We start from the raw sequence: 26,429 nt of genomic DNA on the forward strand, positions 1-26,429 counted from the left end.
ATGCACGCCAGAAACGCTACGTAAGAATCTATCCTATGACTGGATATGCACTCAACTGAATAACGCCTGGTTTCAGTCCATTTTATCGGGATCAGCCTTCTTTCTGGGTAATTTAGGGGGCTTCACTTGCTGATTACTTTGCGTGCGGCGCGTGAGCCAAGGATGGTCAGCTTTAGGTTTTACGTAGAATTTTGAGCGTAAATCAAAACGGGCATTATCCACACGTTCATGGACACTTTTTTCATCATCCAGTGGTATAGGCTCCGGGCCATCAACATATTTTTCCCATCCCAACGCTTTCCCATCATACAGAACCTTAATTTCACCGTTAAAGCTTTCGCATACCGTGACAACCGAATGCCGAAGTCGATATCCCCGGCCTTCACTGCGAATCTGAAACGCACTGCTTTTGTACTGGAAAGTGAGATTTTTGGAGAGAACGCGCTTCGCCTGGAGGCTGAAGATATAACCCAGTTCCTCTTCAGAATGGTGTACATCAAGATGGGCGTTATCAGCAATACGAGGCGGCGTAGCAAACCGGTTGTTATAGGCTTCAATAAAGGTCGGCAACCATGCGTTTGCTGTTTCAATATCACTGATACCCTGAAGCCGCATTTCTTTGACCAGCCTGTCCTGCAGTGTCTGATTGGCACGCTCTACCCGCCCTTTTGCCTGCGGGCTGTTGGCATGGATTGGCTCGATGCCCAGTGTCTTTATCGCACGTGTGAACTGAGTCAACTCTCCTTCCCGCTCCGGGTTATTTACTCTGAATATACTGTGTCTGTCAGAATAGAGAGCCAGTGGTACGCCATGATCATTAAGGTAACCCCGGAGGGTTTCCATGTAAGCCCGGGTTGTTTCTGCAGGAGCGAATCGTAGCGCCATCAGAGCGCTGGTAGCATCATCGATAAAGACTATCAGTGTGCATTTGGGGCCCCGACCTTCAAACCAGTCATGAGGCGAGCCATCAATCTGGATGAGTTCACCGTAGGATGGGCGCCGCATCCGGCGCTGATAAATTCGGGCAAACTTACGACGACGTTCGCGCCATATGCCCTCCTCTACCATCCACTTCCTGAGAGTTTCAATGGATAAACACAAGCCGTGTATCTCGCGCAATTTTTCGCACGCAAGCGTAGGTCCAAAATCAGCGTAGCGGCCTTTGAGGAGTGAAATTACTGTTGCTCTGAATTCGGTAGAAAAGGAATTATTGGGACGCTTTCCACGTCGGCGGGAAACTAGACCAGAAGGCCCTTCATTTCTATACCGTTGCACCAGACGTTTAACCTGCCGAATAGAAATGCCAATGCGTGCCGCAGCTTGTTCCTGAGTAATATGGCGATTAAGTGACTCCTGAATAATGTGAAGTCGGTCGAGTTCCTTATGACTCATCGTAACAGTCTCTTTGATCATGAAAAATCCCCCAGAGAATTGTCTGGGGACATTTTAGAATGGTTCAAAGGGGACATTACAGCTTGGTGTTAACAATGGCCTTCTTCTCCTTGCATTTAAGCAGGCAAGAGGCTACTCTGAATGTGACTAGCATACAGGGGCCTCGGGTTGTACTGACCCCAAAAAGTTGGACAGTTAAACACGAGGCACATAGGTCTGGGTTCGATATTCAATTGGACTCAGACCTTTTAATTTCAGGCTAATTCTTCTGCTGTTGTAGTAGTCAATATATTCCGTAACAGCATCCTTCAGTTCGCTTATATTACTGAACTCGTCAAGATAAAAACACTCCGACTTTAAGGTTCCAAAGAAACATTCCACGACTGCATTATCCAGACAATTGCCTTTTCTGGACATGCTCTGTGTAATGCCTTGTTCTTTAAGGATGTTTTGATACCTTCTCATACGATACTGCCATCCCTGGTCAGAGTGCAGAATAGGATGCTCGTGAGGCTTAAGCTTTTTGAATGCCTGATCGAGCATATTCTCGACCATGTTCATCACAGGTCTTTCCGACAGGCTGTAAGAAATAACTTCGTTGTTGAAGAGATCTATTACTGGAGACAAATACAGCTTTCGCCCATTGACTGCAAATTCAGTAACGTCGGTAACCCACTTCTCGTTTGGCCGTGTAGCCTTGAAATCCCTTTGGAGAACATTGGGGGCGGTTTGCCCTACCTCTCCTCTGTAGGAGCTGTATCGCTTGACCTTAATCGCTGCCTTAAGCGAGAGGGTTCCCATCAGGCGCTGAACGGCTTTATGGTTAATCCGTTCCCCGTCTCGATGGAGAGACAACGTTACCCTACGGTATCCGTAACGACCTTTATTCTCGTGATAAATCTCACCAATACGCTTTTTAACATCCGCATACTTATCAGGCTTGCTGAGAGCCTTTAGATGGTAATAAAACGTACTGCGCGGTATCTCCGCTGCCTTGAGAAGCTCATCAAGAGGGTAAAACTGCCTTAGCTCGTTGAGTACTTTCACTTTTTCGCGGGATGAGCTAAGGCTTTCAGCTTTTTTAGATACGTAAGCCGCATTTCAAGGAATCGAACTTGTCTTTCAAGATCCTCAATACGTCGGTCTTTCGACAGCTCCAATGCTAACGCCGCTTTTTCTGGATCAACTGACATTGTAATGTTTCTTTTGGTGCCGATCTTGAGTGCGCGTAAACCAGCTTCTCCGTGCTCCTCATAGACTTTCAGCCACTTGGCTACAGAACCACTACCAGCAAGCATAAAGTGAGCAGCAGCCTGATTGAGGGACATCTGCTGCTCGGTCACGGCTTTCACGACCTTAATGCGCAACTCTGGATCAGCACTAACGCCTTTAGGTTTGGGAATTAAACCTTTTTCTCCATGTTTTTCATAGAGGGCAACCCACGTCCTGACCTGGGTTCGAGGCACACCAAAACGTGCAGAGATGATCCTGTAACCATCATCAGTTGTGAAGTAGTGATTCACGACTTCAAGGCGCTTTTCGAAGGGGTATTTTGGCTTTGACATATCAGGGACTATTCCATTTCATCGTCCAACAAAATGGGTGCAGTACAGGTTAATTGAAAAATTACTCGGGGCTTTCTGCTTTTACCACAGTCAAACAGTGTTACCGCTGGCTGGGGCAAAAGCCTCCAGCACCAGCGTTATTATACCACCCTGCCCTGATCAGCCAAACACCCCGCCTACATAAATTACTGATTTTTCATTTATTTGACATGATTCACTTCCGGTTGTCGGCGAAAGTCATTTTATACTAAAGAAAAGGGTAACGGGCAGCTGCTGGGTCGGAACATACAGTGCAGTTCCTGCCCGTTTAATTTCCGGATGCAATGGTAGGATCAGGAGGCACTGCTTCCGTTGATTAGGGAAATCTTATGTGCCTGAATACGGCTGTATTCGAGATGGGATGCAATATTACAGATGCGCTCCAGTCGATCATGCAGCCTCGTGTAGGTCAGTCGATGAATACCGGACATTTCATCAAGTAGCCAGCGCTTGATGTAAGGGTTACAGGAAAGCCGGGCAAGATCGTCGTCATCCACTTCGTCAAAGAACCAGTACTGCTCCATCGGGACTACCTGAAATATCCACGGCCGGGGATAGTCCCCTGTGACAACCAAAAACCATGCAAGAAAGCATAGACACAGCTCAACGACCATAAGCATCGAAAATTGCGAATAACTTAGACCGGGCACATAGGGTGAACTATCCGCAACATACCCCCTGAGCAATTCCGCCACAAGGTAGCCCAATAGCGTCAAGGCCAGCATCAGGGTCAGGATTAATCCCCCATTAAACGCTACCGAAGCCTTTTGAACCCGATCAGGTGCTGTCCGGCTGCGATAGTTGGTCACTACTCTTTCTACAAGTGCCCTTATGGCAGCCTGTTCTTTACTGACATCAGCTCCGGAAAAACCGGACGGGCTTTTATTTAATTCAGTCATACCCCACTCCTGTTATGTGCTCTACTTAACAAACACGTAGATCATACAGAGCTCACGGACGCACTCCTGCCAGATAAAGGAGGGAATTTGGCTGTAAGACGGTTAGCCAACAGTTCAGGTTATGCGTGGGATCCGCCCAGTCAGAAAGGATTCCGTTAATAACAGGCAAGGTTAAAGGCAGATGGACGGTGAAATTGTGGGTGCTAAAAGGGGGTATTACTCTTTTTCCTGCATAGCGGTTTTTTCAGCCCGGGTGGCCAGACGAACATTTCCGAAAGGCTCACGGACAAGCAGTGGCTTCTCCTTCTTCCAGCCCCTGATAGCCGTTTCTCCAAACCGACGTGGTGCATTGCCGTTCCAGCGAGCAATCACATGGTTATCATGAATTTCAATAATGAAAACGGGGTGGACAATGACCGTTGAAATGGTGGTATTTCCCATTTTGGTACGGGTTACAGACCAAACCTGCATCCCGGATTCCAGCTGGCTGATTTTCATATTATATCCTTAAGCCATCACGAACTGCGCCACAAACAATTAATGTGGCGCAATTTACCATAAACAATAAACATCAGATACCCGTGAAAAGATTTCCCTTTATTTTAAAATTCTTCTGGAGAAAAAATGATATTTCCAGAAGAGGTCAGCGAAATTCAGAAACGGCCATCACAATGGTGCTGCGCTGACGCTGGCGTTCTGCCTTGCGCTGCCTGCGGCGATAGATCTGTTTTGCGCTGACGTAAGGGCAGTCCTCACGGGTATACCAGCAGCAGCCGCAAGGTTCGGGCCGGGGTTTTCCGGCAAGTCCAAATGGTTTCATCAAGTCACCTTTTTAATGTTTTTAATGGAAAGATACTTACCTAACCCATTGTTTTATAGGAAATAACGTTGTTGCATAAACAGATACAGATAACCCTCAGGAGAAAACATGCAAAGGTTATCAGTGATAACCGCGTCCAGATACCGAGTGTCAGTCTGTAAACGTTTTATCACCAGAAAATGTGCTGCCGCAGCCTTAATGCCAGAACTACCGTTTACAACATTATGTATACCCGCTTTGAATAACGAACGAGCATGAATTACCTTTTCCCGGGCCGCTTCGATCTCAGCATTAATAACGCATTGCCGCGCCTGGATGACTGCCTCTCCGGTTAAATCGCGGAAATTCATTAGAGATGTGATCATGATTGACTCTCCAGATTATGTGGAATCATTATAACAACTGGCACCACGCCACAAATAACCTGAGATAAATTCTTTGAAATATTCCTATATATAAGGAATTACAGTCGGAAAAGAAACAATGAAATAGCGCCGACCGCTTAAAATCGATAAATTAAAATGGACGGCACTGGAATGAAAAACTGAAAGTAGTAAGACCGTAATTATCCTTCACGGATGTAAGCTTTAAAAGAGGAGTACTGGCAAAGCTTTGCCAAGTACTTCGGCGGTTGTGTCTACGATTTTACGGATGTCATCGATCTGCGAAGGCTTATTCAACACCACCGTAAAAAGCTCTCCTTCGTTATCAGCCTGCTCGCAGTTTCCGTATCGGCTCCCGTCGTACAGCTGCACAATACGTGACATAGAAGACTTTGTTTGTTTCATGGCTTTGCACCTGCTTTTAGGCAGTTTGGTTACTGGTTATCAGAAGCTGGTTTCATGCGCTTCCGGCTGGGACACGAACTGGTATTTGACGCCGCCAGGCACACCTACTGCTTCGGCAATAGAGTCGCAAAGCCGCGATAAATCATTTAGTGTCATCGGATATTCAATATCTACTGAATATAAAGCACCTGCATTTTCAGCATCTTCGATGTTTTTATACTGGGCACTAAATATAGCAATGGTCTGAATTTCGTGGTTATGCATGAACCGGTCCTTATTAAATTATAAAAGCCACCCGAGAGTGGCCTGAGTGGAAACTTAAATCTGTGAAGTATATTTGAGAGATTTTTTGCGATCCAGATGCCGGGCAACAATGGTTCCGATAACAAGTAGCGTGATGACCGCACTGAAGAAGGTGCTGTCAGGGACGCCCTGGAAAAAATCACTGAAACTGTAAACAATAAAAATCAATGCGCAAAAATAGAAAACGATACGAACATAAGGGGTAAAAAACATTTTCATCGGTTGCCTTCCATTCAGGGAGAATTCTCAGTAATTACATCACACCTGAAGAGAAACTATTTTCGTATAAATGAGCATTTTCGACATATCAGAGGGGGGTTTTACTCATAAATGAGGTAGTAAGGGTCACACTTGAGATGAAAGTTACTTTCCTGGCTGCGAACGAACTATCTCAAATGTTAGAGGTGTGCGTTCGCCTTAAGAGCTTCATGCCCTGAGGAGCTCAACTTGAGCCGATAGTATAAACCTGGCTCCAGATGCCTTACTGGCTGGCATAACTCCACGAGGCCCAGCCGGAACAGGACCGGAGAGCTCCTGCACGTCACATCATCAGGATTCCCCATAAACGTACGCCGTTCTCTGGCCCGTCTGAAATTGCCAGAGATATCATAGATCGTGCCGGATGCCATCCGTCTTAACACGTAAATCTGCGCCCTTGTAAGCTTCTGGGCGGAACTGCTTAAACCTGACATACCTTCCCGGCCTTATATAAAACAATCCGCCAGCAGCTCGACTGGCGGACAATGTTTGACTGGAAACAGCAAGGACATACTATTTGCTGACAAGTTTGATATTGGTTTCACTCATTCGAAGTCGAAACTCCTGAAAACCCTGCTCTACCGCTAACTCCAGCCACTCAACGGGAATGGTATAGCTACAATCAGACCCACCCAAAGCGGCATCACAAGCGTAATCCCAGTCCTCATCCAGTTTTGGATTCATCCCCTGGGCGTAAGCCACAGTATCGCGGGATGCGGGAGAGCCCTCAAGCTCAGCATTAGTGATCAGGTATACACCATGACTGTGCGCGAGAAGCACTTTTGGCACCAGATGTGTGCTGGCAATTTTTGAGGATGAGGGAAAGAAAACCCTACCAGCTTTACGCGCCTCTTCTTCAGTCTGTCCCTCAGCGTTAAGGAGGGCTCCCCCCGGATAGCATGCCGGGTCATAGATCTGATCTGGGGTGACCGAAAACGTTTTTGCGGTGCGAATTTCTTCGATCAGTTTATTGATATCTGCCATTTCAAATACGAGAGTGGTCACAGGCTTACTCTCCCTCTTCAGTGGACAACATCAGATACTTTGTTGCCAGCAGAAGCTCTCCCACATCCTTGAGGGACAATTCAGCTTTGCCTTCTACGGCAAGCTGCAAGCGCTGTCGAATTGCATGAACAGAATCTGAAGATAAAGATGCCATTTTGCGCAAAACGGCATTAGCCTTTTCTACAGCAGGATACAGAATTTCTGAGTTGGTATTATCTTCGTCATTATCAAAGATAATTTCAGAATCCATATTGATGTTATCTTCAAGCCAGCTTGAAAGCACTTCAAGTAATGACATCACCTTTTCAATTTGCATATCGCCTCCTCTGTTAACATGAAACAAATATAACAAAGTGGCTTACCCGGCTAATAACCTGAGCAGAAAGTTTTCGAACTTAGTTTGAAAACAAGTTTTCTGCTCAGGTTAATGTTAAAGTCGCTGGGTAAAAGATAAAAGGCACTGAAGATGATTTAAGCATCAAACAGACTAAATAGGATTCCGTCTTTTATAACGCTTTTAAAATAGAATGAATGAAATATAAATTTTGCGTTTAAGAATGAACGCTGTAGAGGATGATTTATCCTGTGATATGCAGTTTGTGGCCTTTAAAAAGGCTTTATTATGGACTTGAATTGCAAAGAGAGCACCGACATTTTTCTGGGGGCTCCCGCAGAGAAAAAGCTGTGAGGTTATGAAGACGTATAGGAGGTATTCGGCGAAATACTGTATGGCCACAGGAGAGCTTCAGCACCCATATCCTGCCGCCTCGCTCGCCTGTGGTGATTTCAATATGTTCTACGTCATACCACGTAGTTGTATTTCTCACTTTGTTTATGCTTCCTGACACCGCGTGAACGCAATCTTCGTCTGGATGCGTTCATAGATGGAAAACTGCCTTTCAATGGAATCGGCATTAGACAGTAATTCATGAAGCTCAGCAGAATCTGTATCAGGAACGATAGCGACAGAAACTCCATATTTACGCCCAGTTCTGATCAGGTGCGCAAGTTTTTCCTTCTCTGATTCTGTGAGCATTGCCAGATCCCTTCCGGATACCTGCTCGATAAATGGACCAAGGTTTTTCGGAAAAAAGGGTTCGGCATCAGAATTATGTACCGGGAGCGTTTGCGGCTTATCGAAGCTATTGGACATGAAAAGAACCTTTATAGTTAGAGAGGTGGAGACTGAATGCGTAGCCCATTAAAATTAGTAGTGCCACACTCGAATGCTAATCATACTTTATGATGGCTATGGTAGGAATGGCCGTCAACTTAAACCGCCAGAAGCGAGCCATTCACCGTTAAAGTAACTTTCCCGTATGATGTTCTTTTTATGGAATGAGTTGTTCACACTCCTCTTTAAGAGCCGCCCTGGAACGAGATCGACAGACTTTGCTTAAGGAAGGTGCGAACAAGTTCCTGATATGAGATCATCATATTCATCCGGAGCGCATCCCAGAGGGACATCATGAGCCATCAACTCACCTTCGCCGATAGTGAATTCAGCACTAAGCGCCGTCAGACCCGAAAAGAGATTTTCCTCTCCCGCATGGAGCAGATTCTGCCATGGCAGAATATGACCGCTGTCATCGAGCCGTTTTATCCCAAGGCGGGCAATGGCCGACGGCCCTATCCGCTGGAGACCATGCTGCGTATTCACTGCATGCAGCATTGGTACAACCTGAGCGACGGTGCCATGGAAGATGCCCTGTACGAAATCGCCTCCATGCGCCTGTTTGCCCGATTATCCCTGGATAGCGCCCTGCCGGATCGCACCACCATCATGAATTTCCGCCACCTGCTCGAGCAGCATCAACTGGCCCGTCAATTGTTCAAGACCATCAATCGCTGGCTGGCCGAAGCAGGCGTCATGATGACCCAAGGCACTTTGGTGGATGCCACCATCATTGAGGCACCCAGCTCGACCAGGAACAAAGAGCAGCAACGCGATCCGGAGATGCATCAGACCAAGAAAGGCAATCAGTGGCACTTTGGCATGAAGGCCCACATTGGTGTCGATGCCAAGAGTGGCCTGACCCACAGCCTGGTCACCACCGCGGCCAACGAGCATGACCTCAATCAGCTGGGTAATCTGCTTCATGGAGAGGAGCAATTTGTCTCAGCCGATGCCGGCTACCAGGGAGCGCCACAGCGCGAGGAGCTGGCCGAGGTGGATGTGGACTGGCTGATCGCCGAGCGTCCCGGCAAGGTAAAAACCTTGAAGCAGCATCCGCGCAAGAACAAAACGGCCATCAACATCGAATACATGAAAGCCAGCATCCGTGCCAGGGTGGAGCACCCGTTTCGCATCATCAAGCGGCAGTTCGGCTTCGTGAAAGCCAGATACAAGGGGCTGCTGAAAAACGATAACCAACTGGCGATGTTATTCACCCTGGCCAACCTGTTTCGGGTGGACCAAATGATACGTCAGTGGGAGAGATCTCAGTAAAAACCGGAAATAACGCCAGAAATGGTGGAAAAAATAGCCTAAATAGGCTGATTCGATGTGTTTGCGGGAAAAAAATCGGCCCAGATCCGCGAAATTTTAATCAGCGAGTCAGCTTGGGAAGAAATGACCTGCTTATTCGCACCTTCCTTAATGAAGAGCGTAATTGATGTTCATCAACCCCATCAGCGACAAACTGACCAATTTTCTTTTCAAGACGCTGCATTGCCTCATAAAGCTTGGCATCAGTATTATTTTTAAGAAACCTCAGTATATAATCAGCAATAATTTGAACAGGAGTAAAGTTACACATCATGTATCCTTAATAAGTTGTGTAAAAATAAAACCATAAAAAACATAATCAGAAGTAGATTATTATACTTGAGTAAGCTTTTCAGCTAACAAGCTGGAGAAGCAGATTCCGGTAAATTACTACATATTTGATAAAAGTTACTGAATAAAAAAGCCCAGCGTACCGGGCTTTCATTCAATTTGATTCTAAGAATCTGACTCGCCGCCTGATTTTTATACCAAGAAGAGCGAACAAAACGCCAACGAATGCGACGGGACTACCTACTTTAAGACAATTAACCGACGCTTTTGAAAAGGTATGTGATTTAGACATACGTTTTTGCTCATAACGAATCGCAAGTGGTGAGACGGATTTATCTAAAGCTGTCTTTTCCAATGCATAACGAACTTTCACGGGAATATTTGACTGTAATACACCAGACATATACGCCCTAACAACATTCTGTGTTAACTTCACATCTGGCTTGCCGAGTTTTATATGTAGTTGCGCCTTTAAATAGTTTACAGATACCTCTTCGCCTGAGGGCCAATTACTATCATTTAAATATGCGACAAGTTTATCGTATTTTTCATGTTTTACATATTTCTTGATAACCTTTACAGTCGAAGCTGAAGTGGCATCAGTCTCTTCCGAACCTAAAGCAGATGTAAAAACTGACAAGCCGATAAGAAAAGCGCCAGCAATTAGAAGCATCGGGAATATCTCACCTATTTCCTCCCCCTTTAAAATTTTAAAGGCAGTTGAAGAAACTACTAATAGCCCCATAATCCCTAATAGCAACTTAGAATATGTAGTTAGGAAGCCTCCAAATGCATCGCCAAAATCCGAAACCACTAACTTATCTTCACCTTCAGATGAATTGAAGAATGACAAGGGCACATCAATATCAAAGTCCAGAACTGAAGGTGAGAGGTGTAATGACAGCAACCACAAGCAAAGACCAAAAATCATTATCAGCAGGCCCGCACCAAATATCGCGAAACCTGAATTTCTAATCTTTATAGACCGGTGAAAAAGAAATGACAGTTCACGGGAAAAATCGTCACTACTCTTAAGGTTACGCACCATGATCTACCCCTTTTTGTGTCAGTCGGGTGCGCAAATTCTCACGCATGGCAAGAACCTGTTTTTCTGTTTCCCTGAGCTTAATAGCCCCTTCTCTCTGGATTTTAACAACATCGCCAACCGTCTGGATAAGCGTATCCTGCACCTCTTTAAGGGTGCTTATATCAATAACCAGCCGTTGGTTTGCTTTCATAGTTTCTACTGCATTGCGATGCAGTAATTTTGCATTACTACGGAGTAACTCATTGTGGCACTGTTGCAAATAGTCGGTGGTGATAAACTTATCATCCCCTTTTGCTGATGGAGCTGCACATGAACCCATTCAAAGGCCGGCATTTTCAGCGTGACATCATTCTGTGGGCCGTACGCTGGTACTGCAAATACGGCATCAGTTACCGTGAGCTGCAGGAGATGCTGGCTGAACGCGGAGTGAATGTCGATCACTCCACGATTTACCGCTGGGTTCAGCGTTATGCGCCTGAAATGGAAAAACGGCTGCGCTGGTACTGGCGTAACCCTTCCGATCTTTGCCCGTGGCACATGGATGAAACCTACGTGAAGGTCAATGGCCGCTGGGCGTATCTGTACCGGGCCGTCGACAGCCGGGGCCGCACTGTCGATTTTTATCTCTCCTCCCGTCGTAACAGCAAAGCTGCATACCGGTTTCTGGGTAAAATCCTCAACAACGTGAAGAAGTGGCAGATCCCGCGATTCATCAACACGGATAAAGCGCCCGCCTATGGTCGCGCGCTTGCTCTGCTCAAACGCGAAGGCCGGTGCCCGTCTGACGTTGAACACCGACAGATTAAGTACCGGAACAACGTGATTGAATGCGATCATGGCAAACTGAAACGGATAATCGGCGCCACGCTGGGATTTAAATCCATGAAGACGGCTTACGCCACCATCAAAGGTATTGAGGTGATGCGTGCACTACGCAAAGGCCAGGCCTCAGCATTTTATTATGGTGATCCCCTGGGCGAAATGCGCCTGGTAAGCAGAGTTTTTGAAATGTAAGGCCTTTGAATAAGACAAAAGGCTGCCTCATCGCTAACTTTGCAACAGTGCCGTAAGTGATAACCGAGACCACGATACGCTGGTCACGCAGCACCGCCGGCTCCAGGCGCTTCAGCACCACTTCCGACTGCTCGCGCATGATGAACGAGCAGATGTTGGTGTCGAGCATGTAGATCTTGTTCACAGGTCAAATCGACCTTCATCGCTGACAACGTCCCCACGTTCCACCATAAAGTCCGGTTCGGCTTTTTCAAGCTGCGCGAACGAGCACCAGGTCGGCCGGACGGGACGCAGGATGATACAGTCCCCCTCCCGAACAATCTTCAGCTCGCTGACGCCCTCAAAATCCAGATCGCGAGGCAGACGGATGGTTTTGAGAAAAACATCGGGTAATGTACGCCAACTGGAATTTATCTCGCTACGTTACCGACAGTTCTGGCTCTGGTATGGATAATGAGTCAACTGAGATTTCGGAGAAAAAAAGATGCGTTATACCCGAACCAGCACTGCAACTGATGTCACTGATACACTCAGACAATACCAGGCTGACTTGCTGACAGGTCCTTGCTGGATGTCGGTATGGCCACTGATAGAGCGGCTACTGAGTCGTGAGAATGAAATGCAGTCGGTCTGGCAGAATATTGCCCGTCAGGCGCTAACCTGGCAGCAATGCTATTGTCTTCTGGAGCAAATCATACTGGCGGGCCGTTTCAGTAGACCTGATATCGTTTCCCGATTGAAAGAGGATTATCGCCAGCTTGAAGAACTGAACCGGACTATCAGTAAGGAGGCCGGTGAACTGGCACAGAAGATATTGGTCCGAGATGCGATCCTGAACCGGAACGCATTCACACTTGAGAGAACCACGCACATCGTGGAACTGATGGAGATGGCTGAAGATAATGATGGGCTTTACCGTTATTATCTTCATGAAACACTCGATGGCCTGACCTGTCGTTATGACGGAAAATACTGGCCGGGACTCCCTGGCGTCCTGCAGGTTATAGCAAGGGAGCACCCGGAAATTGGATGTCTATCAGAAAGCGATCGGGCCATCATTAACGGGCGCGGCAAAATGCTCCCCGATTATCTCCGCGAATTATTCAGTAGCATCGAGAACGTCAGGCAGGGTCCATGGGGTCTGCCGAAAGAATTTACGTTGACGGACAGTAGCCTGGCTACGCTGGCCACTGTAACACTGGATCATACTGAAGTGTTCTCCGCTGATACGGTAAAAGTACGCCGGAGTGAATTCAGCAAAAGAGGAGAGCGGGGAGCATGGCCATTTAAGCCACTGAAGGCAGTCGATATGTAGACCCCCGATGTGGACGAAGGTCTTATTTGCCTTCTGACTTTTCCGCCAGACCGACTGAAGTTCATGCCAACAGCAATCATAACGGTTACTGAATTACCAGGTGAATGCTTCTATAGTGGGATTACCTTAGGCACCACATGGAAAAGAAACAATGACGGTAGGATCACGCTGGTTTAAATTTGATTTTCATAACCATACCCCGGCCTCAGATGACTACAAAGTCCCAGATCTCCAGCCCCGGGAATGGCTGCTGGCTTACATGCGGCAACAGGTCGACTGTGTTGTCATCAGTGACCATAACAGTGGGGCATGGATTGACGTGTTGAAAGCGGAACTGGCGAACATGTCCCGGGACGCCAGTTCCGGTGAACTGGCAGACTTCCGGCCGCTGACTTTGTTTCCCGGTGTGGAGCTCACGGCCACCGGCAACGTTCATATCCTCGCCGTGTTGCACACCCAGAGCACCAGTGCCGAGGTGGAACGGCTACTGGCACAGTGCAACAACAACTGTCCTATTTCGCGTGAAACCCCCAACCATCATCTTGTGCTTCAGCTGGGACCCGCGGGCATTATCAGTAATATCCGTCGTAACCCGGAAGCTATTTGTATCCTCGCACACATTGATGCGGCGAAAGGCGTTCTGACAAGCCTTACTAATCAGGGGGAACTGACGGCCGCTTTTCAGTCAAATCCTCATGCAGTGGAGATCAGACACCGGGAGGAGGAGATTACGAACGGGACTCACCGGCGTTTAATTGCGGATTTGCCATGGCTTCGGGGATCAGATGCGCACCACCCTGAACAAGCGGGAGTGCGCACCTGCTGGCTGAAGATGTCCGAGCCTGATTTTGACGGTCTCAGGCACGCATTACTCGATCCGGAAAACTGCGTGCTGTTTGATGATAATCCACCGGAGGCACCAGCTTCACATTTGCGCAGCCTGACATTCAGGACCCGTCTTTGCCAGCCGGCAGATCAGTATGGAGCCTCCGTTGAGTTTAGCCCGTTTTACAATGCGGTGATTGGCTCCCGGGGCAGTGGTAAATCCACGCTTATCGAAAGTATTCGTCTGGCCATGCGAAAAACCGAAGGGCTGACTGTGTCTCAACGCAACAAGTTGAACCAGTTTAGTCAGATGGGGATGGGCATGGATGCGGATTCTTTCATCGAATGTGTGTTCCGCAAAGAAGGCACAGATTTTAGGCTCAGCTGGCGACCCGATGGTCGTAATGAATTGCATATTTTCAGCGAAGGTCAGTGGGTGCAGGACAATCACTGGTCACCAGATCGTTTTCCCCTCTCAATATACAGCCAGAAAATGCTCTACGAACTGGCGTCAGACACAGGGGCATTCCTGCGCGTCTGTGACGAGAGTCAGGTAGTCAACAAACGCGCCTGGAAAGAGCGCTGGGATCAACTGGAAAGGGAATACCTGAATGAGCAAATAACGCTGCGTGGTCACCTGGCCAGCCAGACGATCGCAGATAAACTGCAGGGGGAGTTGTCTGATGCTGAACGGGCCGTCAGTCAGTTGCGGTCGAGCGCTTACTATCCGGTTTGCACCCGCCTGGCCACGGCTCGGGCTGAACTGTCTGCAGCAACGCTTCCTCTGGAGCATCATGAACAGCATGTCGCTGGTCTGAGGGCGCAGGAGAAAGAGCCAGTACAAGTCCCGGAGCTCCAGGTGGAGCCGTCTGCGACACTGACAGCATTTATGACGCGTCTTTCTGACGTACAGCAAAAGTATGACCAGCGTCTTGACACACTGTTGTCGGACTATGCCGCGGAACTCAGTACCATTAGGCAGGACCCCCCTCTTCTCGCACTGGAAGAGGCGGTGCGTAACCAGGAGGAAACTGTACAACGTGAGGCCATGGTGCTACGAGAACAGGGACTCAATCCGAATGTCCTCGATGAGCTGATGACGCGCTGTGAGTCGCTGAAGTCGGAACTGAGAAATTACGCCGATCTTGACGGGACGATCGCGGCCTCAGCAGCGAGATCCACAGGATTACTGGCTGAAATGCGTAACCACCGGATGGTATTGACGGAAAAGCGGAAGGCGTTTCTGTCCTCTCTGTCTCTCAGCGCGCTGGATATTAAAATTCTGCCGCTCTGTGCCCCACACGAAGACACCGTATCTGGTTATCAGGCGGTAACCGGGATCGGCAACTTTGCCGATCGTATCTATGATGATGGTGACGGGAGCGGGCTGCTTCATAGCTTCATCAGCTTGCGCCCGTACAGTCCGCTACCGTCGGCAACGGAAAACAAATATCTTGCGCTGGATACGCTTAAAGCTCTGCATCTTGCCATCCATCGCGAGGAGCCGGGAGCAGGGTCAGAGCTCCACGGAGCTTTCAGAAATCGCCTTAAAGGTCTGAATGATGCGCAACTGGATGCCCTGCAATGCTGGTATCCGGATGATGGGATCCACATTCGGTACCAGACGCCCGGAGGAGGGATGGAAGATATTTCCTCTGCCTCACCGGGACAAAAAGGGGCGAGCATGTTGCAGTTCCTGCTGTCATATGGCACCGATCCCCTCCTGCTGGATCAACCAGAAGACGACCTGGACTGCCTGATGCTGAGCATGAGCGTGATCCCTGCCATCATGGCAAACAAGAAACGCCGACAGCTGATTATCGTGTCGCATTCTGCCCCAATAGTGGTCAATGGTGATGCGGAATACGTTATCAGTATGCAACACGACCGCTCTGGCCTGCACCCGGGGCTTTGTGGAGCGCTTCAGGAGACGCCGGTGAAGGAACTGATTTGCCGACAAATGGAGGGAGGGGAAAAAGCATTTCGTTCCCGCTATGAGCGGATACTCAGCTGATAAACGGCACCATCCCTGGGACAGAGAGACATGTCAGAAGAGTGGCACCTGCGTGCCGCTGAGTATCTGAAAACCCGAACATAGACCCCGATCAGGCTGCCCCAAGAGTTTGATCGGGGCCTATGAGGCCGATGAGTTACCCTTTCTTCTGACAGTCTTCTCCTGAGTGTCAGTGGTGGGCATTGAGCCATGCTATCAAACGAGCATCGCTACGGGAAAGCGTCCCGTTTTTCAACTGATTATCAATGGCTGTGTATACTTTCTTTTCCGTGATCCCGTGAAGGGGGTTCAGTTCCCTGAAAACTGACTCACTGGTAAACTGGCACCGGGTAAATGCCTCCTCAGCGGTGCTGACGGTTGGGTGGATCACCACAATATTAAACAACGCGCTGATTGTTGCCCGCAGATAGTGTTCAAGGTTCACCGTCAGCAGGTCAATGTGCGGGCTGGTACCTGCATTGTGCACGATGGTATTTCTCAGCAGATACAGGCGGTGAAGATGTCGGGTGACTTTCTCGGCATGTTGCCCCAGTTTATCCGCCATTTTCTCGGGTGACGCACAGATCCCGGCAAGCTTACGCACCCGATACATGACATAGGGAAAGTGCTGTAAATCTGTCTGAAGTTCACGGACCCGGTCCGCATCTTTAAGAAGGGCATAGAGTTGCCCCAGCGGAAGTGAAGCGATCTCCGGTGTGCGCAAGGGGTGCCCTGGCTCTCGCAGAATGAAGCGCAGAACTTTTCTTAGAGAAAACAGTTGCTTAACAACATAGTCCAGCACCATACAGGGAGCCACAACACCGATGACATGCTGTTCATGTGATGGTGTGCCAGGGGCAACTCCTAGCGTTAATGATTCAAGCGCCGACCAGTAAGCGGTGAAACGACTCTCCTGAACTTGGCTTTCAATGCCGTTACGGAAAAACCGAAATGCGGAGCTGATTTTTTTACGGGACACATCCGGTGTATCCGTGAACAGTCGGTTCATCGCCACCATAAAGCGCGCAAACTCCTCGTCCGTTAACCGGTCCGCGTTTGCCTCGATTTCATTATCGAAGCGCGGCACTTCTGTTTCGTCTTCATCCCTGATTATCATGAACTGTTTCTGGACGGTGATATCTCCCTTACCTACCATGTAGGCAATGACATCCAGGGATTCACGAAGCATCTGACCGGCCATGTTACGGGCAGATGTGTCAGACATTGAGCAAACCGGTATATCGACTGAGAGGGAGAAGCGTTGTCGGGCTTCATCAAGTGGCATGAACACACATCCGTTGAACTGCAGTGTGGGTCCTTGCGTGTTAAGTAGGGTGTGCAGTTTCTCACTGGTAATAAACATCCGAACAGTCACGTCCCGAGTAGGCGTTACCAGTTTCTGCCGGAACGAGTGAAAGGCGGCCCGGAAAGCGTTCGGTTCAGTACTCACATTCCTGAAAATATTGATGTACAGCAGGTAACATTCCGTCAGTGTCATACCCCGGGTGAGGAGTACACTCATCACTCCGTTTGTCAGTGAGTAAATATCCCGTGCATGGTGTTCATCCAGAGGGGGCCATGCAAACAGTTCCTGTTCAAGCATCTCAAGAGCCTCAGTGATATAACTGGCCTCGGTGATATCCGCCAGTTGTACACATAGGCTACAGATAAGACGAGGACGCTTTTCCACCGGGCTGCGAGTGGGGTCAACCAGCAAATCTCTGTCCAGAAGAGTCACCAGTTGAGCGGGGATGTCCTCAAATGCTTCTCTCCTGAGAACTTGATCGGTCTCGAGTAACTCGAGCAGTTCAGTGGCCACCCGGAGTCTTTTTTTATCGGCACTGAAACGATCTTCCATTTCGTAAAGAAATAGCAGTTCGCGGATGGTGCTGAGTGGATTGCTGTATCCGACCCGGTCAGTATCCGGGCTGTTTTTATGGCAGAAGTTGGACCAGCATTCAATAAAATAAAGCTGACGCTCGGTGAGTACATCCCTGCTCAGACGTCGGTCGATACGCATAGGTCTGGAAATCTCTTGTACAGTGAGTTATTATTTATTCATACCATATTTAAACCATCTGCCGCCATGCGGGGGATGTCACCGAAAAAAACGGCTCTCCCTTCCGTCAGTGGCTCAGTCCCGGGAAGGCTCAGGGCCTCATATCCAGAAAGCCACCCTTGCGGGTGGCTTTTTTTTCAGAAGTCCGGATGGTCCAGTGCAGGCAACTACCTGGCGACCCGGATGATGTCCGCCTCCCGCCAGAACAGTGCTTCATTCATGTACCAGAACAGGTGGCGACGGAAGACATTTTGCTGAGGACGTTCCCGACCAGCCTGCTGCACACGCAGTGAAAGCCAGGGCACACCCATCCATCATGATGGGTTGGAGATTGAACATTCAGTCATCTCAGGCAGAGTAAACCCGGTCTCTGACAGAACGCCTGTGGGACGTTTATTGATGAAATTCATTCTCTTCCCCATTTATATTCCCTGCTGACCCTACAGAAAACTGAAAGGAAGTCATGAGACAATCATGAAGGTTTAAGGCTGGCTGTCCGTCAGCATGACTGAATAGTGAATACCTTGTGGCAGATTGATTGAGAATGGTTTATTCAGTGTAAGCGGGATGGTCTTTGGTGCAATCGGTATTGTCCTGATACTGTCTCCTACCAGGCGAGCATTCACGTATCGCTCGTGATCATAGTAATTTATCTCACCACTGATCTCGGCCGTTCTGCTTTTTTCACCCGGAGACAAATCAATATACATCGTCGCTGCGGCAAATTTTCTGTCCAGCTCAGAGGTGAATGCTTTTCCAGGCATCGGTCGAAGTGCATACAGTATAGCGTTATGTGTATTGTCTTGTTTCATAAGGCTGTCCGCAGTTACGGTAATTATGGTTGCCCCTGATACTGGCGACTGCATTTCCGTTCTGAGGTACTGCGCACTGTTTTCTGATGGCACGGCACTGCATCCCATCAGCGAGAGGCATAAAACAGCGAGTCCTGTCATTCTGTTCAATTTAAATGTCCTTTATCCATTATCAATAATTGGTGGTCGCTCTGTCAGTATCGGCATGATTCATAAAATGTTGATACTGTTATGCCTGGACCCGAAAGATACGAAAGGCGAAAACTATCTTGCTCATAAGATAAATAGTGCTAGTTACCACTGCTTTGGCTGGAATGACCCCACGACAGAAGACAATTTATGTCCTCACGAAGAGGCCTGTTCGAAGATCTTCGAACTGAGGGCGCGGAGAAGGCTGCGACGATTCAACATTATCTGTAGCAATTCAGTTTCAGAGCAGATGTGCAAAACATTTTTCAATAGACAGCAAAACCGGAAATGTAACTTTCCATAAAATCAGAACACTGATTAACCCAATCTCCGGAGATTCACATGCCTTTCTCTGATTTTCTGAAAATCATTCAGAAGTTTCAGTGTGCAACTGTGCTGGAAAAAGTACTGATGCTGCTGTTTGTAATTCTGATCATTGTGCAACAGGTGATCGATACGTTCTGCAGTCGATAAGACCCGGCCGGTAAGAAAGCGGGGTTGGATTAGACGGGTTTCTTACACGCCGGTCACAGCCAAGTGTCCTGCCGGAACGACAGGACACAGCCTGAACACAACGGGATTTCTGGCAGAATAACCGTAACACCCACCTCTTTCTGCGGAGCGCCATCTATAGACATTCTTACGGAAAAAAACGACACCTGATGGACAGGTACCGAAGGGTTAAACCAGCCAGGCTGATTAGAGTTATGGGAGTATTAGCTTCGTTTCGTTTGTTTCAAGCAGCTGTACTTGTTCGTCAATCCACTGCCCTGCAACAGCAGCTTCACTGAAATCTACTACCGGGTTATCTATCAGTTTCTGAAGGAGCTGTTCAATACGATCTATCCGGTAATGGAGATCACGCATTTCGGCTAAAAAATCAAATTGCTCCTGGTGAAAGTGAGTGTACTCGAATTTCAACCGGTACCGGCCGTTATGATAATTAACCTGTTCCTCTGTGTGTTGCCTTGCCTTACGAACTTCGTCAGCCAGGAATGTGTCAACATCACGTGTTTCTAACTCTCCGCTAAGGCGCTGCAGGGCAGGAAAGTGGTCAGGATAACAAAGGGCGAAAGTAATCATCATTCCCTCTAAAAAATGATCCCCTAACGTTTTATTAATCCAGTCCTTCAGCCACTTGCAATGCCTTTGCAGCGTAGGATCTGCACCTACAGAGACTGGCTCATAGGCCGCTCGAGCGATAATATGGAACAGAAGCGCTACGCAGTACATTTTGCCTTTCGTGCTAACCTGAACGCGATCATCGTATTTGAGATTATATGGGTTGATGTTGGGCATAACATCATGACTGTAAACCAAAAACTCAAGCGACTCATCCATGACCTTCTCAAAACGCTGGCTGCGATTGTTTCTGTCACTGATAGAGCCGGCCTGATACCACCGGTCCGAAAGCTGTCGGTATCGACGGTAATAGTCATCCTCTTTTTGCTGAATAAACTGATTCCGGATCTGGGCGTCAATCCGACGTGCCAGACCGGAGAAATCGGGTAGGACAAATTTCTCTGGTTCATTTTTCGGAGATATAAGTGCTATGAATTCAGAAACCTGCATGTCTTTACTCTGAGGTCCATAACGTTTTCCTGACATGCGAGTGCCGATGAAAAAGCTTTCAATCGTCATAACTTACCTTTCAGTGTCTATTCAGAAATTTTAAGTGTGCACTAACTATTCCATAAAACTGCATATCAAGACAAAATATCAATCAGTATAAAAATACTTTTGTATTACATTTGTATTGCCAATGTGTGCGTAATGGATTACAACTACTCCTGACTGATAAACATAATCTGGAGCCGTTATGATGAACAAGCTACAGGAACGATATGCTCGCATAATTGCGATAATGAACAATAAAGGTGGTCCTGGTAAGACCAGTTCGGCTACCAATCTGGCTGTTCACTATGCCAGATCAGGGAAGCGGACGCTGTTGATTGACTCGGACCAGCAGGCCAATACGACAGAAGTCACCGCAAATGGTAAAAAGTACTATTCCATGTATGGTCCAACTATTTGCGATCTCTACAGCAATTCTCGATTTGATATCCGCGATGTCATCATCCCCGCGATGGCCGGTGATGCTCCTATCCCTAACCTGGATCTGATTCCGTCTGACCCGACGTTCGAAAAAATTATTGAACAGACCCTTACCCGCAGTCACCGCGAAAAAATCCTGGGCCGTCATCTCGAGAAAGTTCGCACTGAATATGATTACATCATTATTGACTGTGCACCTGGGCTCAATATCGCAACCGGCAATGCAATTTTTATCGCCGATCATGTTCTGGTACCTGTCGATGGCGGGAGTTTTTCTCTGAGTGGTCTTGAAATCATGCTGGACTATATGGATGAGATCTCTGAGGAAGATTATGCACGCTTCAGTGTATTCCGGAACAATTACAATGGTGCAAATAAGAAAATAAACACTTATATCGAAACCGCCCTGGGCTCGCACGAGAGAATTTCTCCGAGACTATTGAAAAGCCGGATTCGTACTGATCAGGCCATAGTACAGTCTCAGGTGGCTTGTCTTCCTCTGTACTACTACCAGAAAAGTGCAATGGCTTTAGTGGATTACGGCAAACTTGCCCGTGAGCTAGAAGAAATTATCAGCAGTGAGGCAGCATAATGTCTAAAGAACTTGTTCGACCTATAATGGAAAAACCTGAACGGGCCAGAAAAGAAAGTAGCCTGACTAACATTGCGGCTAAAAAGAAAAATACGACAGGCGAAACACCAAAAACTATACGCATGACACCTGCGGAAAAGATGCTGGCGCAGGAACTGGTTGAGCAGATCCAGGCACTTACGCACAAGAACATTACGGTTTCCACATTACTTCGTGCAGGGCTGTACCTTGCTCAGTCAGCAGGACCAGAAAAAGTTCTGAAGGCGATTAAAGAGAACATTTAGCAATACAAATGAAATACATTTGTATTTCATCTTCAGACATCTTTCCTGCTCAGTCTGGCCTGCGGGATCAGCAGGCCATCTTGTCCAGTTGCTTAATTATCTCAAGTTCTTCTTTAAGCAAAACAGGGTACTGATGGGTACAGGATTTTAACATTAAGAACTGGCGATTCTGTCTTCATTTTTCGTGTATTTTTGAAGGGAGCCCTTTAAAAGCGTCTTCCCAGTAGAGTTCCCTTTCCTCATCATTAACAACTTTACTCATCCATGATTCCGAACGGTTCCAGCGAGCAGCAACTTCCTTCATGGTCCAGTTTTTTTCTTTTAATAATTTTTTAATCGTCTGAGTTGATAATCGGGCATTACTCCAGTATTCAAGAGACTTTCTGGAAACATGAAAATCAAATTCAGGATATGTCTCTTCAAGTTTTTCTTTAGAAATAAAAGACCAGTTAGGTTCCTGGTACTGGTTGAAGTGAACCAGACTATATCGGTCATCCTGGGTTATGCTGATTTGAGATTCGTAATGTTCTACCCATACAGAATTCTCACGAACATACTCAAACAGAATTGATATCACTTCTTTACTTTTACGTTCCTGTGATTTAAATAAATCAAAAATCCCTTGCTGATTCTGTATTTTAATTGCACCGTCATTAATGAGTGCATTCACAGCTGATGCCCGTACACTCTCAACAGCATTGGTAATTGAAGTGTTATAATAATTTAACAACTGAGCACAGAAAAAAATTATCTTCCCGTTAACGATCTGAACTTTTAAATAGCAAAATCCCTCATCATCCCAGAAGGCTCTGAACTGCAGAGGAAGATATGTTTTTTTAAACCCTTCAATCAATCTGACACTGAGCTTCATCTTAGACTCCAACTGATTTTATAATGATAAATTGAACTATAGTTCAATATTTGTCAAATCAACGTGCAAACTGATGTCGAAAGAAGGCTGATACCTGTGGGAGATATTTTGATGCGGTAACAACCAGGACGGTCAGGATTTCTCACTCAATAGAATGAGTAACAACGCCAGCCAGAACCGGTAAAGACTGTAAGTGCATATCATCGGCACCGAATACAAATGAATTACAAAAGTAGTTCATTTGTATTCGGCGTAATTTCACTTAAAAGCTAATTAAATGTTCAATTCTTCAGCCGGTATTACACGGAAACCTACCAAAATTAGTTGGTTATATCATTTAGTTCATCCTTTACCGATCGTTCTAATACATCCAGCGCCAGGTGATGTATTATCAACTCAGTTGTCAGCTTAACGGGCAACTACCTCACGTTACGTCTGGATAACAGGCGCAACACACACGTAAATCTGAGAGGAATTCCACATGGAAACTCAAAGAATTCGATATATAAACTTTACAGAAGGAATCATCCATGAACCAATTTACAGAGGACCTACATAATGTAGTAGCTCAAATCTTAGCCGGCGCAGAAATCTCTGATAGTGAAATTTTCAAAGAATTAACTATTGAACCTGATTTTTACAAGGTGCAGGACCAGTATTACGGTGGAAATGGTATCTATTTCAACTCTGAATCAGAAACCCGCTTTTCACTGCGTAGCAAATCCAAAGGTGTATTGTATCTGGCCACCACGGCATTTACAGGGCTGAAAGAGTTTTATCAGGATGCTCCGCTTGTTGAAACTGAGGATCTTGAGAAAAACTGTATGGCGGTAATTCAGGCAGCACGCACAATCAAGATTATTGATTTAGCTGCCCTGGCGCCCCATCTGAAAACTCCGTTAGGTTATTTGATGGGCTCTAAAGCTGTCTATGAGGATACTCAGTGGCTGGCAGAAGTGCTTTCTCATTATGCTGATGGTATTGAATATTTGTCTCAACACACCGGCAAAACCTGTATCGCGTTGTGGTCTGACACCGTTGATGGAAACGGAATGCTGAAGAACATCTCAGTCACTCCGTTAATCCAGTTCAGTCTCAACGGACAAAGTACGCAGGCGATCTTAAAATCAAAGCTGGGTATTCTTACTCTCTGAGATTAAAAATGGGCCAAAAGGCCCATTTTTTTACATGGTATGGTTGGTACCAAAGTTTTCTGCCAGGATTCTGAAGTGGGTCATCTCTTCAGGCGTAGCGCCACGGCGCAGCGCGTCAACAATAGAGACATGTGTTTCAGTTCCCGGAATATCAACTTTACGGGTAAAGAAGTGACATTTCCGCACAGCACTGACCTTGTGTTTAATCAGGGATAATAATTCCGGGATGCCGGCCAGCATACCGCCTTCTGAATTATTCTCACGTGTGCAAAACTGAAATACCGGGTAAAGGTTTTCAGAACCCCATTTAATCTGAATAACTTCACCACGGTTTCCTCTTTTATGCAGGGTTGGCGGCGTGGTTGCCAGTATTTTTATAACGGCCGTTGATTTATGCACTCCGCCTGAATTCTCCAGCGACTTAAGAAATACTTCTCTCGCTTCAGCAAGATCTTCCTGGGCCTGTTTTTCAGGTGTCATGGTATTAATTAATGTCTGCAGCTGAGCCTGATTCTTTAATTCAGCCCAGAATGTTTCATCCTGCAGCGTGAGCAGTTCCAGTAACTTCTCGTGGGGCAGTTCATGCAGTGCTTCAACGAACTTGCTTCCCACATTCTGAATGCGGGTCTGCAGCAGCTGGATTTCAGTTTGCTCACGGTTTTTGAGGTGAGCACGGGCTTTATTAGGTGCATAACTGATGTTTGTCATAGTCGCCTCGTCTCGGGTGTTTAAGATTTCCATGACTTAAGAATACACAAAATCTTAAAGAAGTGCAATTTTTGTACTTCCTGCATTCCCTGCAAAATCTGCATTCCGATTTCCGCTATTTGAGGAAAGGTCGCCCAACTGAGGGCAGTTTGTCACAGAACACAACATACAGCCCTTCCCTCCCCTTCAGACCCCATCATCCAGGCAAAAAGGATCCTTTTTCGATCCTTTTGCGATCCCATACTCTCCTCACGCTAAAATATTTGTTTCTGATTTATGGTATATATCCAGAAAGCGGAAATTCAGTGCACACCGCTCTGCGGGTTTTTTCCGTGGCAGTCGCGGTCGCGAGCAACGAAAATGACAGCAGAATTTCATCAGATTGCGCTACGTGAAAAATGGCAGGGTTGCAGGGGTGTAACCCGACAGAATTTACGTAGCGTGAGCGGACCAACGGGGACACCATGACTCTGCCCTCTTTTATTAACGCCTCCCCTGCCCTGCCGGCGACAGGCCAGTCGGCTGGCCTGGACTACGGCCGCGCGCTTTCGCTACGCGAAATGGCCCGGCACTACACCGAGCTGCCAAAATATCTGCTGGCTCCGGAAGTGGCCGGACTGCTGCACTTTGTTCAGGACTGGGGTCAGCACGCTTTTTTTAATACGTTATGGAATACCGGGGCACGCCTGAACGAAGGCCTTGCCCTGAGACGGCGTGACTTTCACCTTAACGAGAGCATTCCGCATGTCGTTCTTCGCACCGCCAAACAGCGGCGTGCCGGCGGCGGCCGTCCGCGTAAGGGAAAAAGTGCCAACCGGGTGGTGCCGTTATCGGACCCGGCCTATGTCGATGAGATGCGCCGGCTGTTCGCCAGCACGAAGGAGCAGTTTGAAGATGATCCGATTACAGGCGAACGTCGCGCGCAACCGGTGTGGAATGTTTCCGACCGGACGGTGCGTAACTGGCTGGTCCGGGCTACTGATGCCGCGGATCGTGACGGCGTCAGACTGAGCATCGACGTCAGCCCCCATACCTTCCGGCACAGTTTTGCAATGCACCTTTTATATGGCCACGTTCACCCTAAGGTACTCCAGGGTCTGCTGGGGCATGAGAAGTTTGAGAGTACTGAGGTCTATACGAAAATATTTGCGCTCGACGTGGCTGCCAGTCAGCAGCTGCGCTTCACCCTCGATACACAGGATGCGCTGCAGCTACTGCGTATAAAATAGATAACCAAGTTGAGTTCCCATGAAAAAAACCAAATACAGATTTGAGAGTGATGACGATCCCTTTGTATCTAAAGATGTTTTGACTCTGATCGACAACGGACTTGTGTTTCTGGATAAGGCGCGTGAAGAATTGCAGGACTCCATGCCCAAATTTTCGATTGTCAGTTTCTGGACAGCGGTCGAGATCCTGCTGAAGGTACCTTTGTTACATGAGCACTGGAGTCTGGTGTGCTCCGGCAGGAAAATAGAGCGAGCAAGGTACCTTGCAGGTGATTTCCAGTCGGTGACATACGATGAAACATGTCAGCGATTAGCTGATGTTCTGGAACACCCTCTTCCTAAAGAAACCATCGACGTATTCAAAAAAGTCAAAGACCATCGCAACCGGGTGGTTCATTTTTATCATTCCGATTGGCACTGTTGCAAATAGTCG

The 26,429-nt window shown here is 47.4% G+C and carries 31 protein-coding genes and 2 pseudogenes; 10 read left to right on the top strand and 23 right to left on the bottom strand.

The window, feature by feature from the left end; all coding sequences use genetic code 11:
- Positions 1-72: 72 nt before the first annotated feature.
- From ACQG1Y_RS24700 to ACQG1Y_RS24755, 12 genes are all read right to left on the bottom strand, one after another.
- The gene (locus ACQG1Y_RS24700) at positions 73-1,413 is read right to left on the bottom strand and encodes an ISNCY family transposase (protein ID WP_000589001.1); all 1,341 of its coding nucleotides are present in this window, start codon (positions 1,411-1,413) and stop codon (positions 73-75) included.
- A gap of 174 nt (positions 1,414-1,587) precedes the next feature.
- Positions 1,588-2,957 (bottom strand): IS3-like element ISKpn8 family transposase gene (locus tag ACQG1Y_RS24705; RefSeq protein WP_085949440.1). Its coding sequence is split into 2 segments (ribosomal slippage): positions 1,588-2,477 and positions 2,477-2,957, totalling 1,371 coding nucleotides; the frame shifts between segments, so codons are not numbered across the junction.
- Positions 2,958-3,289: 332 nt separating this feature from the next.
- Positions 3,290-3,895 (bottom strand): hypothetical protein, encoded by a 606-nt coding sequence (locus tag ACQG1Y_RS24710; protein ID WP_000137794.1) that lies wholly within the window; start codon positions 3,893-3,895, stop codon positions 3,290-3,292.
- A gap of 216 nt (positions 3,896-4,111) precedes the next feature.
- Positions 4,112-4,393 carry a hypothetical protein gene (locus ACQG1Y_RS24715; protein ID WP_426737318.1) on the bottom strand — a complete coding sequence of 94 codons (282 nt, stop codon included), beginning with the start codon at positions 4,391-4,393 and terminating at the stop codon, positions 4,112-4,114.
- Between the two features lie 145 nt (positions 4,394-4,538).
- Positions 4,539-4,715, bottom strand: coding sequence for a hypothetical protein (locus ACQG1Y_RS24720; protein ID WP_000802040.1), 177 nt, complete (start codon positions 4,713-4,715; stop codon positions 4,539-4,541).
- Positions 4,716-4,768: 53 nt separating this feature from the next.
- Positions 4,769-5,080: a hypothetical protein gene (locus ACQG1Y_RS24725; protein WP_000633161.1), complete on the bottom strand. Its 312-nt coding sequence runs from the start codon at positions 5,078-5,080 to the stop codon at positions 4,769-4,771.
- Positions 5,081-5,302: 222 nt separating this feature from the next.
- Complete coding sequence (locus ACQG1Y_RS24730) at positions 5,303-5,503, bottom strand: hypothetical protein (protein WP_000814953.1); 201 nt, start codon at positions 5,501-5,503, stop codon at positions 5,303-5,305.
- 39 nt (positions 5,504-5,542) lie between these two features.
- The gene (locus ACQG1Y_RS24735) at positions 5,543-5,767 is read right to left on the bottom strand and encodes a hypothetical protein (protein WP_000551490.1); all 225 of its coding nucleotides are present in this window, start codon (positions 5,765-5,767) and stop codon (positions 5,543-5,545) included.
- Positions 5,768-5,821: 54 nt separating this feature from the next.
- The gene (locus ACQG1Y_RS24740; RefSeq protein WP_000781547.1) at positions 5,822-6,025 is read right to left on the bottom strand and encodes a hypothetical protein; all 204 of its coding nucleotides are present in this window, start codon (positions 6,023-6,025) and stop codon (positions 5,822-5,824) included.
- 552 nt (positions 6,026-6,577) lie between these two features.
- Positions 6,578-7,069, bottom strand: coding sequence for a DUF3085 domain-containing protein (locus ACQG1Y_RS24745; RefSeq protein WP_001371932.1), 492 nt, complete (start codon positions 7,067-7,069; stop codon positions 6,578-6,580).
- 4 nt (positions 7,070-7,073) lie between these two features.
- The gene (locus tag ACQG1Y_RS24750; protein WP_001165367.1) at positions 7,074-7,385 is read right to left on the bottom strand and encodes a DUF957 domain-containing protein; all 312 of its coding nucleotides are present in this window, start codon (positions 7,383-7,385) and stop codon (positions 7,074-7,076) included.
- 516 nt (positions 7,386-7,901) lie between these two features.
- Complete coding sequence (locus tag ACQG1Y_RS24755; RefSeq protein ID WP_000071366.1) at positions 7,902-8,222, bottom strand: hypothetical protein; 321 nt, start codon at positions 8,220-8,222, stop codon at positions 7,902-7,904.
- A gap of 315 nt (positions 8,223-8,537) precedes the next feature.
- Between ACQG1Y_RS24755 and ACQG1Y_RS24760 the strand changes: the two genes are divergently transcribed.
- Together ACQG1Y_RS24760 and ACQG1Y_RS24765 are read left to right on the top strand one after the other, a co-directional pair.
- Positions 8,538-9,518: an IS5-like element ISKpn26 family transposase gene (locus ACQG1Y_RS24760; RefSeq protein WP_032637327.1), complete on the top strand. Its 981-nt coding sequence runs from the start codon at positions 8,538-8,540 to the stop codon at positions 9,516-9,518.
- On the top strand, positions 9,500-9,685 hold the full coding sequence (locus tag ACQG1Y_RS24765) for a hypothetical protein (protein ID WP_341875366.1): 186 nt from the start codon (positions 9,500-9,502) through the stop codon (positions 9,683-9,685). Before ACQG1Y_RS24760 ends, ACQG1Y_RS24765 begins: the two co-directional genes overlap by 19 nt.
- Here ACQG1Y_RS24765 and ACQG1Y_RS24770 read toward each other — a convergent pair.
- The 3 genes from ACQG1Y_RS24770 to ACQG1Y_RS24780 form a co-directional block, all read right to left on the bottom strand.
- Positions 9,619-9,828, bottom strand: coding sequence for a hypothetical protein (locus tag ACQG1Y_RS24770; RefSeq protein ID WP_122146096.1), 210 nt, complete (start codon positions 9,826-9,828; stop codon positions 9,619-9,621). The genes ACQG1Y_RS24765 and ACQG1Y_RS24770 overlap by 67 nt on opposite strands.
- 174 nt (positions 9,829-10,002) lie before the next feature.
- Positions 10,003-10,896: a hypothetical protein gene (locus ACQG1Y_RS24775; RefSeq protein ID WP_000252081.1), complete on the bottom strand. Its 894-nt coding sequence runs from the start codon at positions 10,894-10,896 to the stop codon at positions 10,003-10,005.
- Positions 10,886-11,215, bottom strand: a complete 330-nt coding sequence (locus ACQG1Y_RS24780) for a toxic anion resistance protein (protein ID WP_004248813.1) — start codon at positions 11,213-11,215, stop codon at positions 10,886-10,888. The genes ACQG1Y_RS24775 and ACQG1Y_RS24780 overlap by 11 nt, the downstream gene beginning before the upstream one ends.
- On the opposite strand from ACQG1Y_RS24780, the gene ACQG1Y_RS24785 reads away from it, so the two are divergent.
- Positions 11,206-11,910, top strand: a complete 705-nt coding sequence (locus ACQG1Y_RS24785) for an IS6-like element IS26 family transposase (protein WP_001067855.1) — start codon at positions 11,206-11,208, stop codon at positions 11,908-11,910. The two genes, ACQG1Y_RS24780 and ACQG1Y_RS24785, sit on opposite strands and share 10 nt — an antisense overlap.
- A gap of 52 nt (positions 11,911-11,962) precedes the next feature.
- Here ACQG1Y_RS24785 and ACQG1Y_RS24790 read toward each other — a convergent pair.
- Positions 11,963-12,094, bottom strand: a pseudogene (locus ACQG1Y_RS24790) (VapC toxin family PIN domain ribonuclease); the annotation flags it as partial.
- The gene (vapB, locus tag ACQG1Y_RS24795) at positions 12,091-12,324 is read right to left on the bottom strand and encodes a type II toxin-antitoxin system VapB family antitoxin (protein ID WP_032140383.1); all 234 of its coding nucleotides are present in this window, start codon (positions 12,322-12,324) and stop codon (positions 12,091-12,093) included. The gene vapB and the pseudogene ACQG1Y_RS24790, both read right to left, overlap by 4 nt.
- A 70-nt stretch (positions 12,325-12,394) precedes the next feature.
- Here vapB and ACQG1Y_RS24800 point away from each other — a divergent pair, with 70 nt between their 5' ends.
- Both ACQG1Y_RS24800 and ppl read left to right on the top strand, forming a co-directional pair.
- A complete protein-coding gene (locus tag ACQG1Y_RS24800; protein ID WP_001270901.1) occupies positions 12,395-13,225 on the top strand; it encodes a hypothetical protein in 831 nt (276 codons plus the stop codon).
- A 151-nt stretch (positions 13,226-13,376) separates the two neighbouring features.
- Positions 13,377-16,064, top strand: coding sequence for an anti-phage protein Ppl (gene ppl, locus ACQG1Y_RS24805; RefSeq protein ID WP_000215804.1), 2,688 nt, complete (start codon positions 13,377-13,379; stop codon positions 16,062-16,064).
- Between the two features lie 169 nt (positions 16,065-16,233).
- On the opposite strand, the gene ACQG1Y_RS24810 is transcribed toward ppl, so the two are convergent.
- The 4 genes from ACQG1Y_RS24810 to ACQG1Y_RS24825 form a co-directional block, all read right to left on the bottom strand.
- The gene (locus ACQG1Y_RS24810) at positions 16,234-18,063 is read right to left on the bottom strand and encodes a hypothetical protein (RefSeq protein WP_001217270.1); all 1,830 of its coding nucleotides are present in this window, start codon (positions 18,061-18,063) and stop codon (positions 16,234-16,236) included.
- Between the two features lie 206 nt (positions 18,064-18,269).
- Positions 18,270-18,407 carry a hypothetical protein gene (locus ACQG1Y_RS24815; protein ID WP_007372357.1) on the bottom strand — a complete coding sequence of 46 codons (138 nt, stop codon included), beginning with the start codon at positions 18,405-18,407 and terminating at the stop codon, positions 18,270-18,272.
- Positions 18,408-18,584: 177 nt separating this feature from the next.
- Positions 18,585-18,914, bottom strand: a complete 330-nt coding sequence (locus ACQG1Y_RS24820) for a hypothetical protein (protein ID WP_022646501.1) — start codon at positions 18,912-18,914, stop codon at positions 18,585-18,587.
- A gap of 894 nt (positions 18,915-19,808) precedes the next feature.
- Positions 19,809-20,744, bottom strand: a complete 936-nt coding sequence (locus ACQG1Y_RS24825; protein WP_000151478.1) for a hypothetical protein — start codon at positions 20,742-20,744, stop codon at positions 19,809-19,811.
- Between the two features lie 178 nt (positions 20,745-20,922).
- Between ACQG1Y_RS24825 and ACQG1Y_RS24830 the strand changes: the two genes are divergently transcribed.
- Both ACQG1Y_RS24830 and ACQG1Y_RS24835 read left to right on the top strand, forming a co-directional pair.
- Positions 20,923-21,750, top strand: coding sequence for a ParA family protein (locus tag ACQG1Y_RS24830; protein ID WP_000981293.1), 828 nt, complete (start codon positions 20,923-20,925; stop codon positions 21,748-21,750).
- Positions 21,750-22,034 (top strand): hypothetical protein, encoded by a 285-nt coding sequence (locus ACQG1Y_RS24835; RefSeq protein WP_000032260.1) that lies wholly within the window; start codon positions 21,750-21,752, stop codon positions 22,032-22,034. Before ACQG1Y_RS24830 ends, ACQG1Y_RS24835 begins: the two co-directional genes overlap by 1 nt.
- Before the next feature lie 175 nt (positions 22,035-22,209).
- Here ACQG1Y_RS24835 and ACQG1Y_RS24840 read toward each other — a convergent pair whose 3' ends face one another.
- Positions 22,210-22,905 carry a hypothetical protein gene (locus tag ACQG1Y_RS24840; RefSeq protein WP_122146074.1) on the bottom strand — a complete coding sequence of 232 codons (696 nt, stop codon included), beginning with the start codon at positions 22,903-22,905 and terminating at the stop codon, positions 22,210-22,212.
- 530 nt (positions 22,906-23,435) lie between these two features.
- Here ACQG1Y_RS24840 and ACQG1Y_RS24845 point away from each other — a divergent pair.
- Positions 23,436-24,059 carry an RES family NAD+ phosphorylase gene (locus ACQG1Y_RS24845; protein ID WP_001071437.1) on the top strand — a complete coding sequence of 208 codons (624 nt, stop codon included), beginning with the start codon at positions 23,436-23,438 and terminating at the stop codon, positions 24,057-24,059.
- Positions 24,060-24,089: 30 nt separating this feature from the next.
- Here ACQG1Y_RS24845 and ACQG1Y_RS24850 read toward each other — a convergent pair whose 3' ends face one another.
- A complete protein-coding gene (locus ACQG1Y_RS24850) occupies positions 24,090-24,767 on the bottom strand; it encodes a hypothetical protein (RefSeq protein ID WP_000182008.1) in 678 nt (225 codons plus the stop codon).
- Between the two features lie 464 nt (positions 24,768-25,231).
- On the opposite strand from ACQG1Y_RS24850, the gene ACQG1Y_RS24855 reads away from it, so the two are divergent.
- Entirely contained in the window at positions 25,232-25,996 is a 765-nt protein-coding gene (locus ACQG1Y_RS24855; protein WP_000174662.1) for a tyrosine-type recombinase/integrase, read from the top strand.
- A gap of 19 nt (positions 25,997-26,015) precedes the next feature.
- Positions 26,016-26,402 (top strand): annotated as a pseudogene (locus tag ACQG1Y_RS24860) (hsdR); the annotation flags it as partial.
- Positions 26,403-26,429 lie beyond the last annotated feature (27 nt).

The sequence above is a fragment of the Enterobacter cloacae complex sp. 397G4 genome, assembly GCF_050031515.1.
Lineage (GTDB): Bacteria > Pseudomonadota > Gammaproteobacteria > Enterobacterales > Enterobacteriaceae > Enterobacter > Enterobacter hormaechei_C.

Excerpts from the sequence above, each read along its gene's own strand:
- ACQG1Y_RS24710 (WP_000137794.1), bottom strand. The coding sequence starts at position 3,895 with ATGACTGAATTAAATAAAAGCCCGTCCGGTTTTTCCGGAGCTGATGTC.
- ACQG1Y_RS24735 (WP_000551490.1), bottom strand. The coding sequence starts at position 5,767 with ATGCATAACCACGAAATTCAGACCATTGCTATATTTAGTGCCCAGTAT.
- ACQG1Y_RS24820 (WP_022646501.1), bottom strand. The coding sequence starts at position 18,914 with ATGAAACAAGACAATACACATAACGCTATACTGTATGCACTTCGACCG.
- ACQG1Y_RS24850 (WP_000182008.1), bottom strand. The coding sequence starts at position 24,767 with ATGACAAACATCAGTTATGCACCTAATAAAGCCCGTGCTCACCTCAAA.
- ACQG1Y_RS24760 (WP_032637327.1), top strand. The coding sequence starts at position 8,538 with ATGAGCCATCAACTCACCTTCGCCGATAGTGAATTCAGCACTAAGCGC.
- ACQG1Y_RS24740 (WP_000781547.1), bottom strand. The coding sequence starts at position 6,025 with ATGAAAATGTTTTTTACCCCTTATGTTCGTATCGTTTTCTATTTTTGC.
- ACQG1Y_RS24810 (WP_001217270.1), bottom strand. The coding sequence starts at position 18,063 with ATGCGTATCGACCGACGTCTGAGCAGGGATGTACTCACCGAGCGTCAG.
- ACQG1Y_RS24715 (WP_426737318.1), bottom strand. The coding sequence starts at position 4,393 with ATGAAAATCAGCCAGCTGGAATCCGGGATGCAGGTTTGGTCTGTAACC.
- ACQG1Y_RS24830 (WP_000981293.1), top strand. The coding sequence starts at position 20,923 with ATGATGAACAAGCTACAGGAACGATATGCTCGCATAATTGCGATAATG.
- ACQG1Y_RS24785 (WP_001067855.1), top strand. The coding sequence starts at position 11,206 with ATGAACCCATTCAAAGGCCGGCATTTTCAGCGTGACATCATTCTGTGG.
- ACQG1Y_RS24700 (WP_000589001.1), bottom strand. The coding sequence starts at position 1,413 with ATGATCAAAGAGACTGTTACGATGAGTCATAAGGAACTCGACCGACTT.
- ACQG1Y_RS24730 (WP_000814953.1), bottom strand. The coding sequence starts at position 5,503 with ATGAAACAAACAAAGTCTTCTATGTCACGTATTGTGCAGCTGTACGAC.
- ppl (WP_000215804.1), top strand. The coding sequence starts at position 13,377 with ATGACGGTAGGATCACGCTGGTTTAAATTTGATTTTCATAACCATACC.
- ACQG1Y_RS24720 (WP_000802040.1), bottom strand. The coding sequence starts at position 4,715 with ATGAAACCATTTGGACTTGCCGGAAAACCCCGGCCCGAACCTTGCGGC.
- ACQG1Y_RS24780 (WP_004248813.1), bottom strand. The coding sequence starts at position 11,215 with ATGGGTTCATGTGCAGCTCCATCAGCAAAAGGGGATGATAAGTTTATC.
- ACQG1Y_RS24855 (WP_000174662.1), top strand. The coding sequence starts at position 25,232 with ATGACTCTGCCCTCTTTTATTAACGCCTCCCCTGCCCTGCCGGCGACA.
- ACQG1Y_RS24725 (WP_000633161.1), bottom strand. The coding sequence starts at position 5,080 with ATGATCACATCTCTAATGAATTTCCGCGATTTAACCGGAGAGGCAGTC.
- ACQG1Y_RS24770 (WP_122146096.1), bottom strand. The coding sequence starts at position 9,828 with ATGTGTAACTTTACTCCTGTTCAAATTATTGCTGATTATATACTGAGG.
- ACQG1Y_RS24835 (WP_000032260.1), top strand. The coding sequence starts at position 21,750 with ATGTCTAAAGAACTTGTTCGACCTATAATGGAAAAACCTGAACGGGCC.
- ACQG1Y_RS24750 (WP_001165367.1), bottom strand. The coding sequence starts at position 7,385 with ATGCAAATTGAAAAGGTGATGTCATTACTTGAAGTGCTTTCAAGCTGG.
- ACQG1Y_RS24755 (WP_000071366.1), bottom strand. The coding sequence starts at position 8,222 with ATGTCCAATAGCTTCGATAAGCCGCAAACGCTCCCGGTACATAATTCT.
- ACQG1Y_RS24800 (WP_001270901.1), top strand. The coding sequence starts at position 12,395 with ATGCGTTATACCCGAACCAGCACTGCAACTGATGTCACTGATACACTC.
- ACQG1Y_RS24825 (WP_000151478.1), bottom strand. The coding sequence starts at position 20,744 with ATGACGATTGAAAGCTTTTTCATCGGCACTCGCATGTCAGGAAAACGT.
- ACQG1Y_RS24845 (WP_001071437.1), top strand. The coding sequence starts at position 23,436 with ATGAACCAATTTACAGAGGACCTACATAATGTAGTAGCTCAAATCTTA.
- ACQG1Y_RS24775 (WP_000252081.1), bottom strand. The coding sequence starts at position 10,896 with ATGGTGCGTAACCTTAAGAGTAGTGACGATTTTTCCCGTGAACTGTCA.
- ACQG1Y_RS24840 (WP_122146074.1), bottom strand. The coding sequence starts at position 22,905 with ATGAAGCTCAGTGTCAGATTGATTGAAGGGTTTAAAAAAACATATCTT.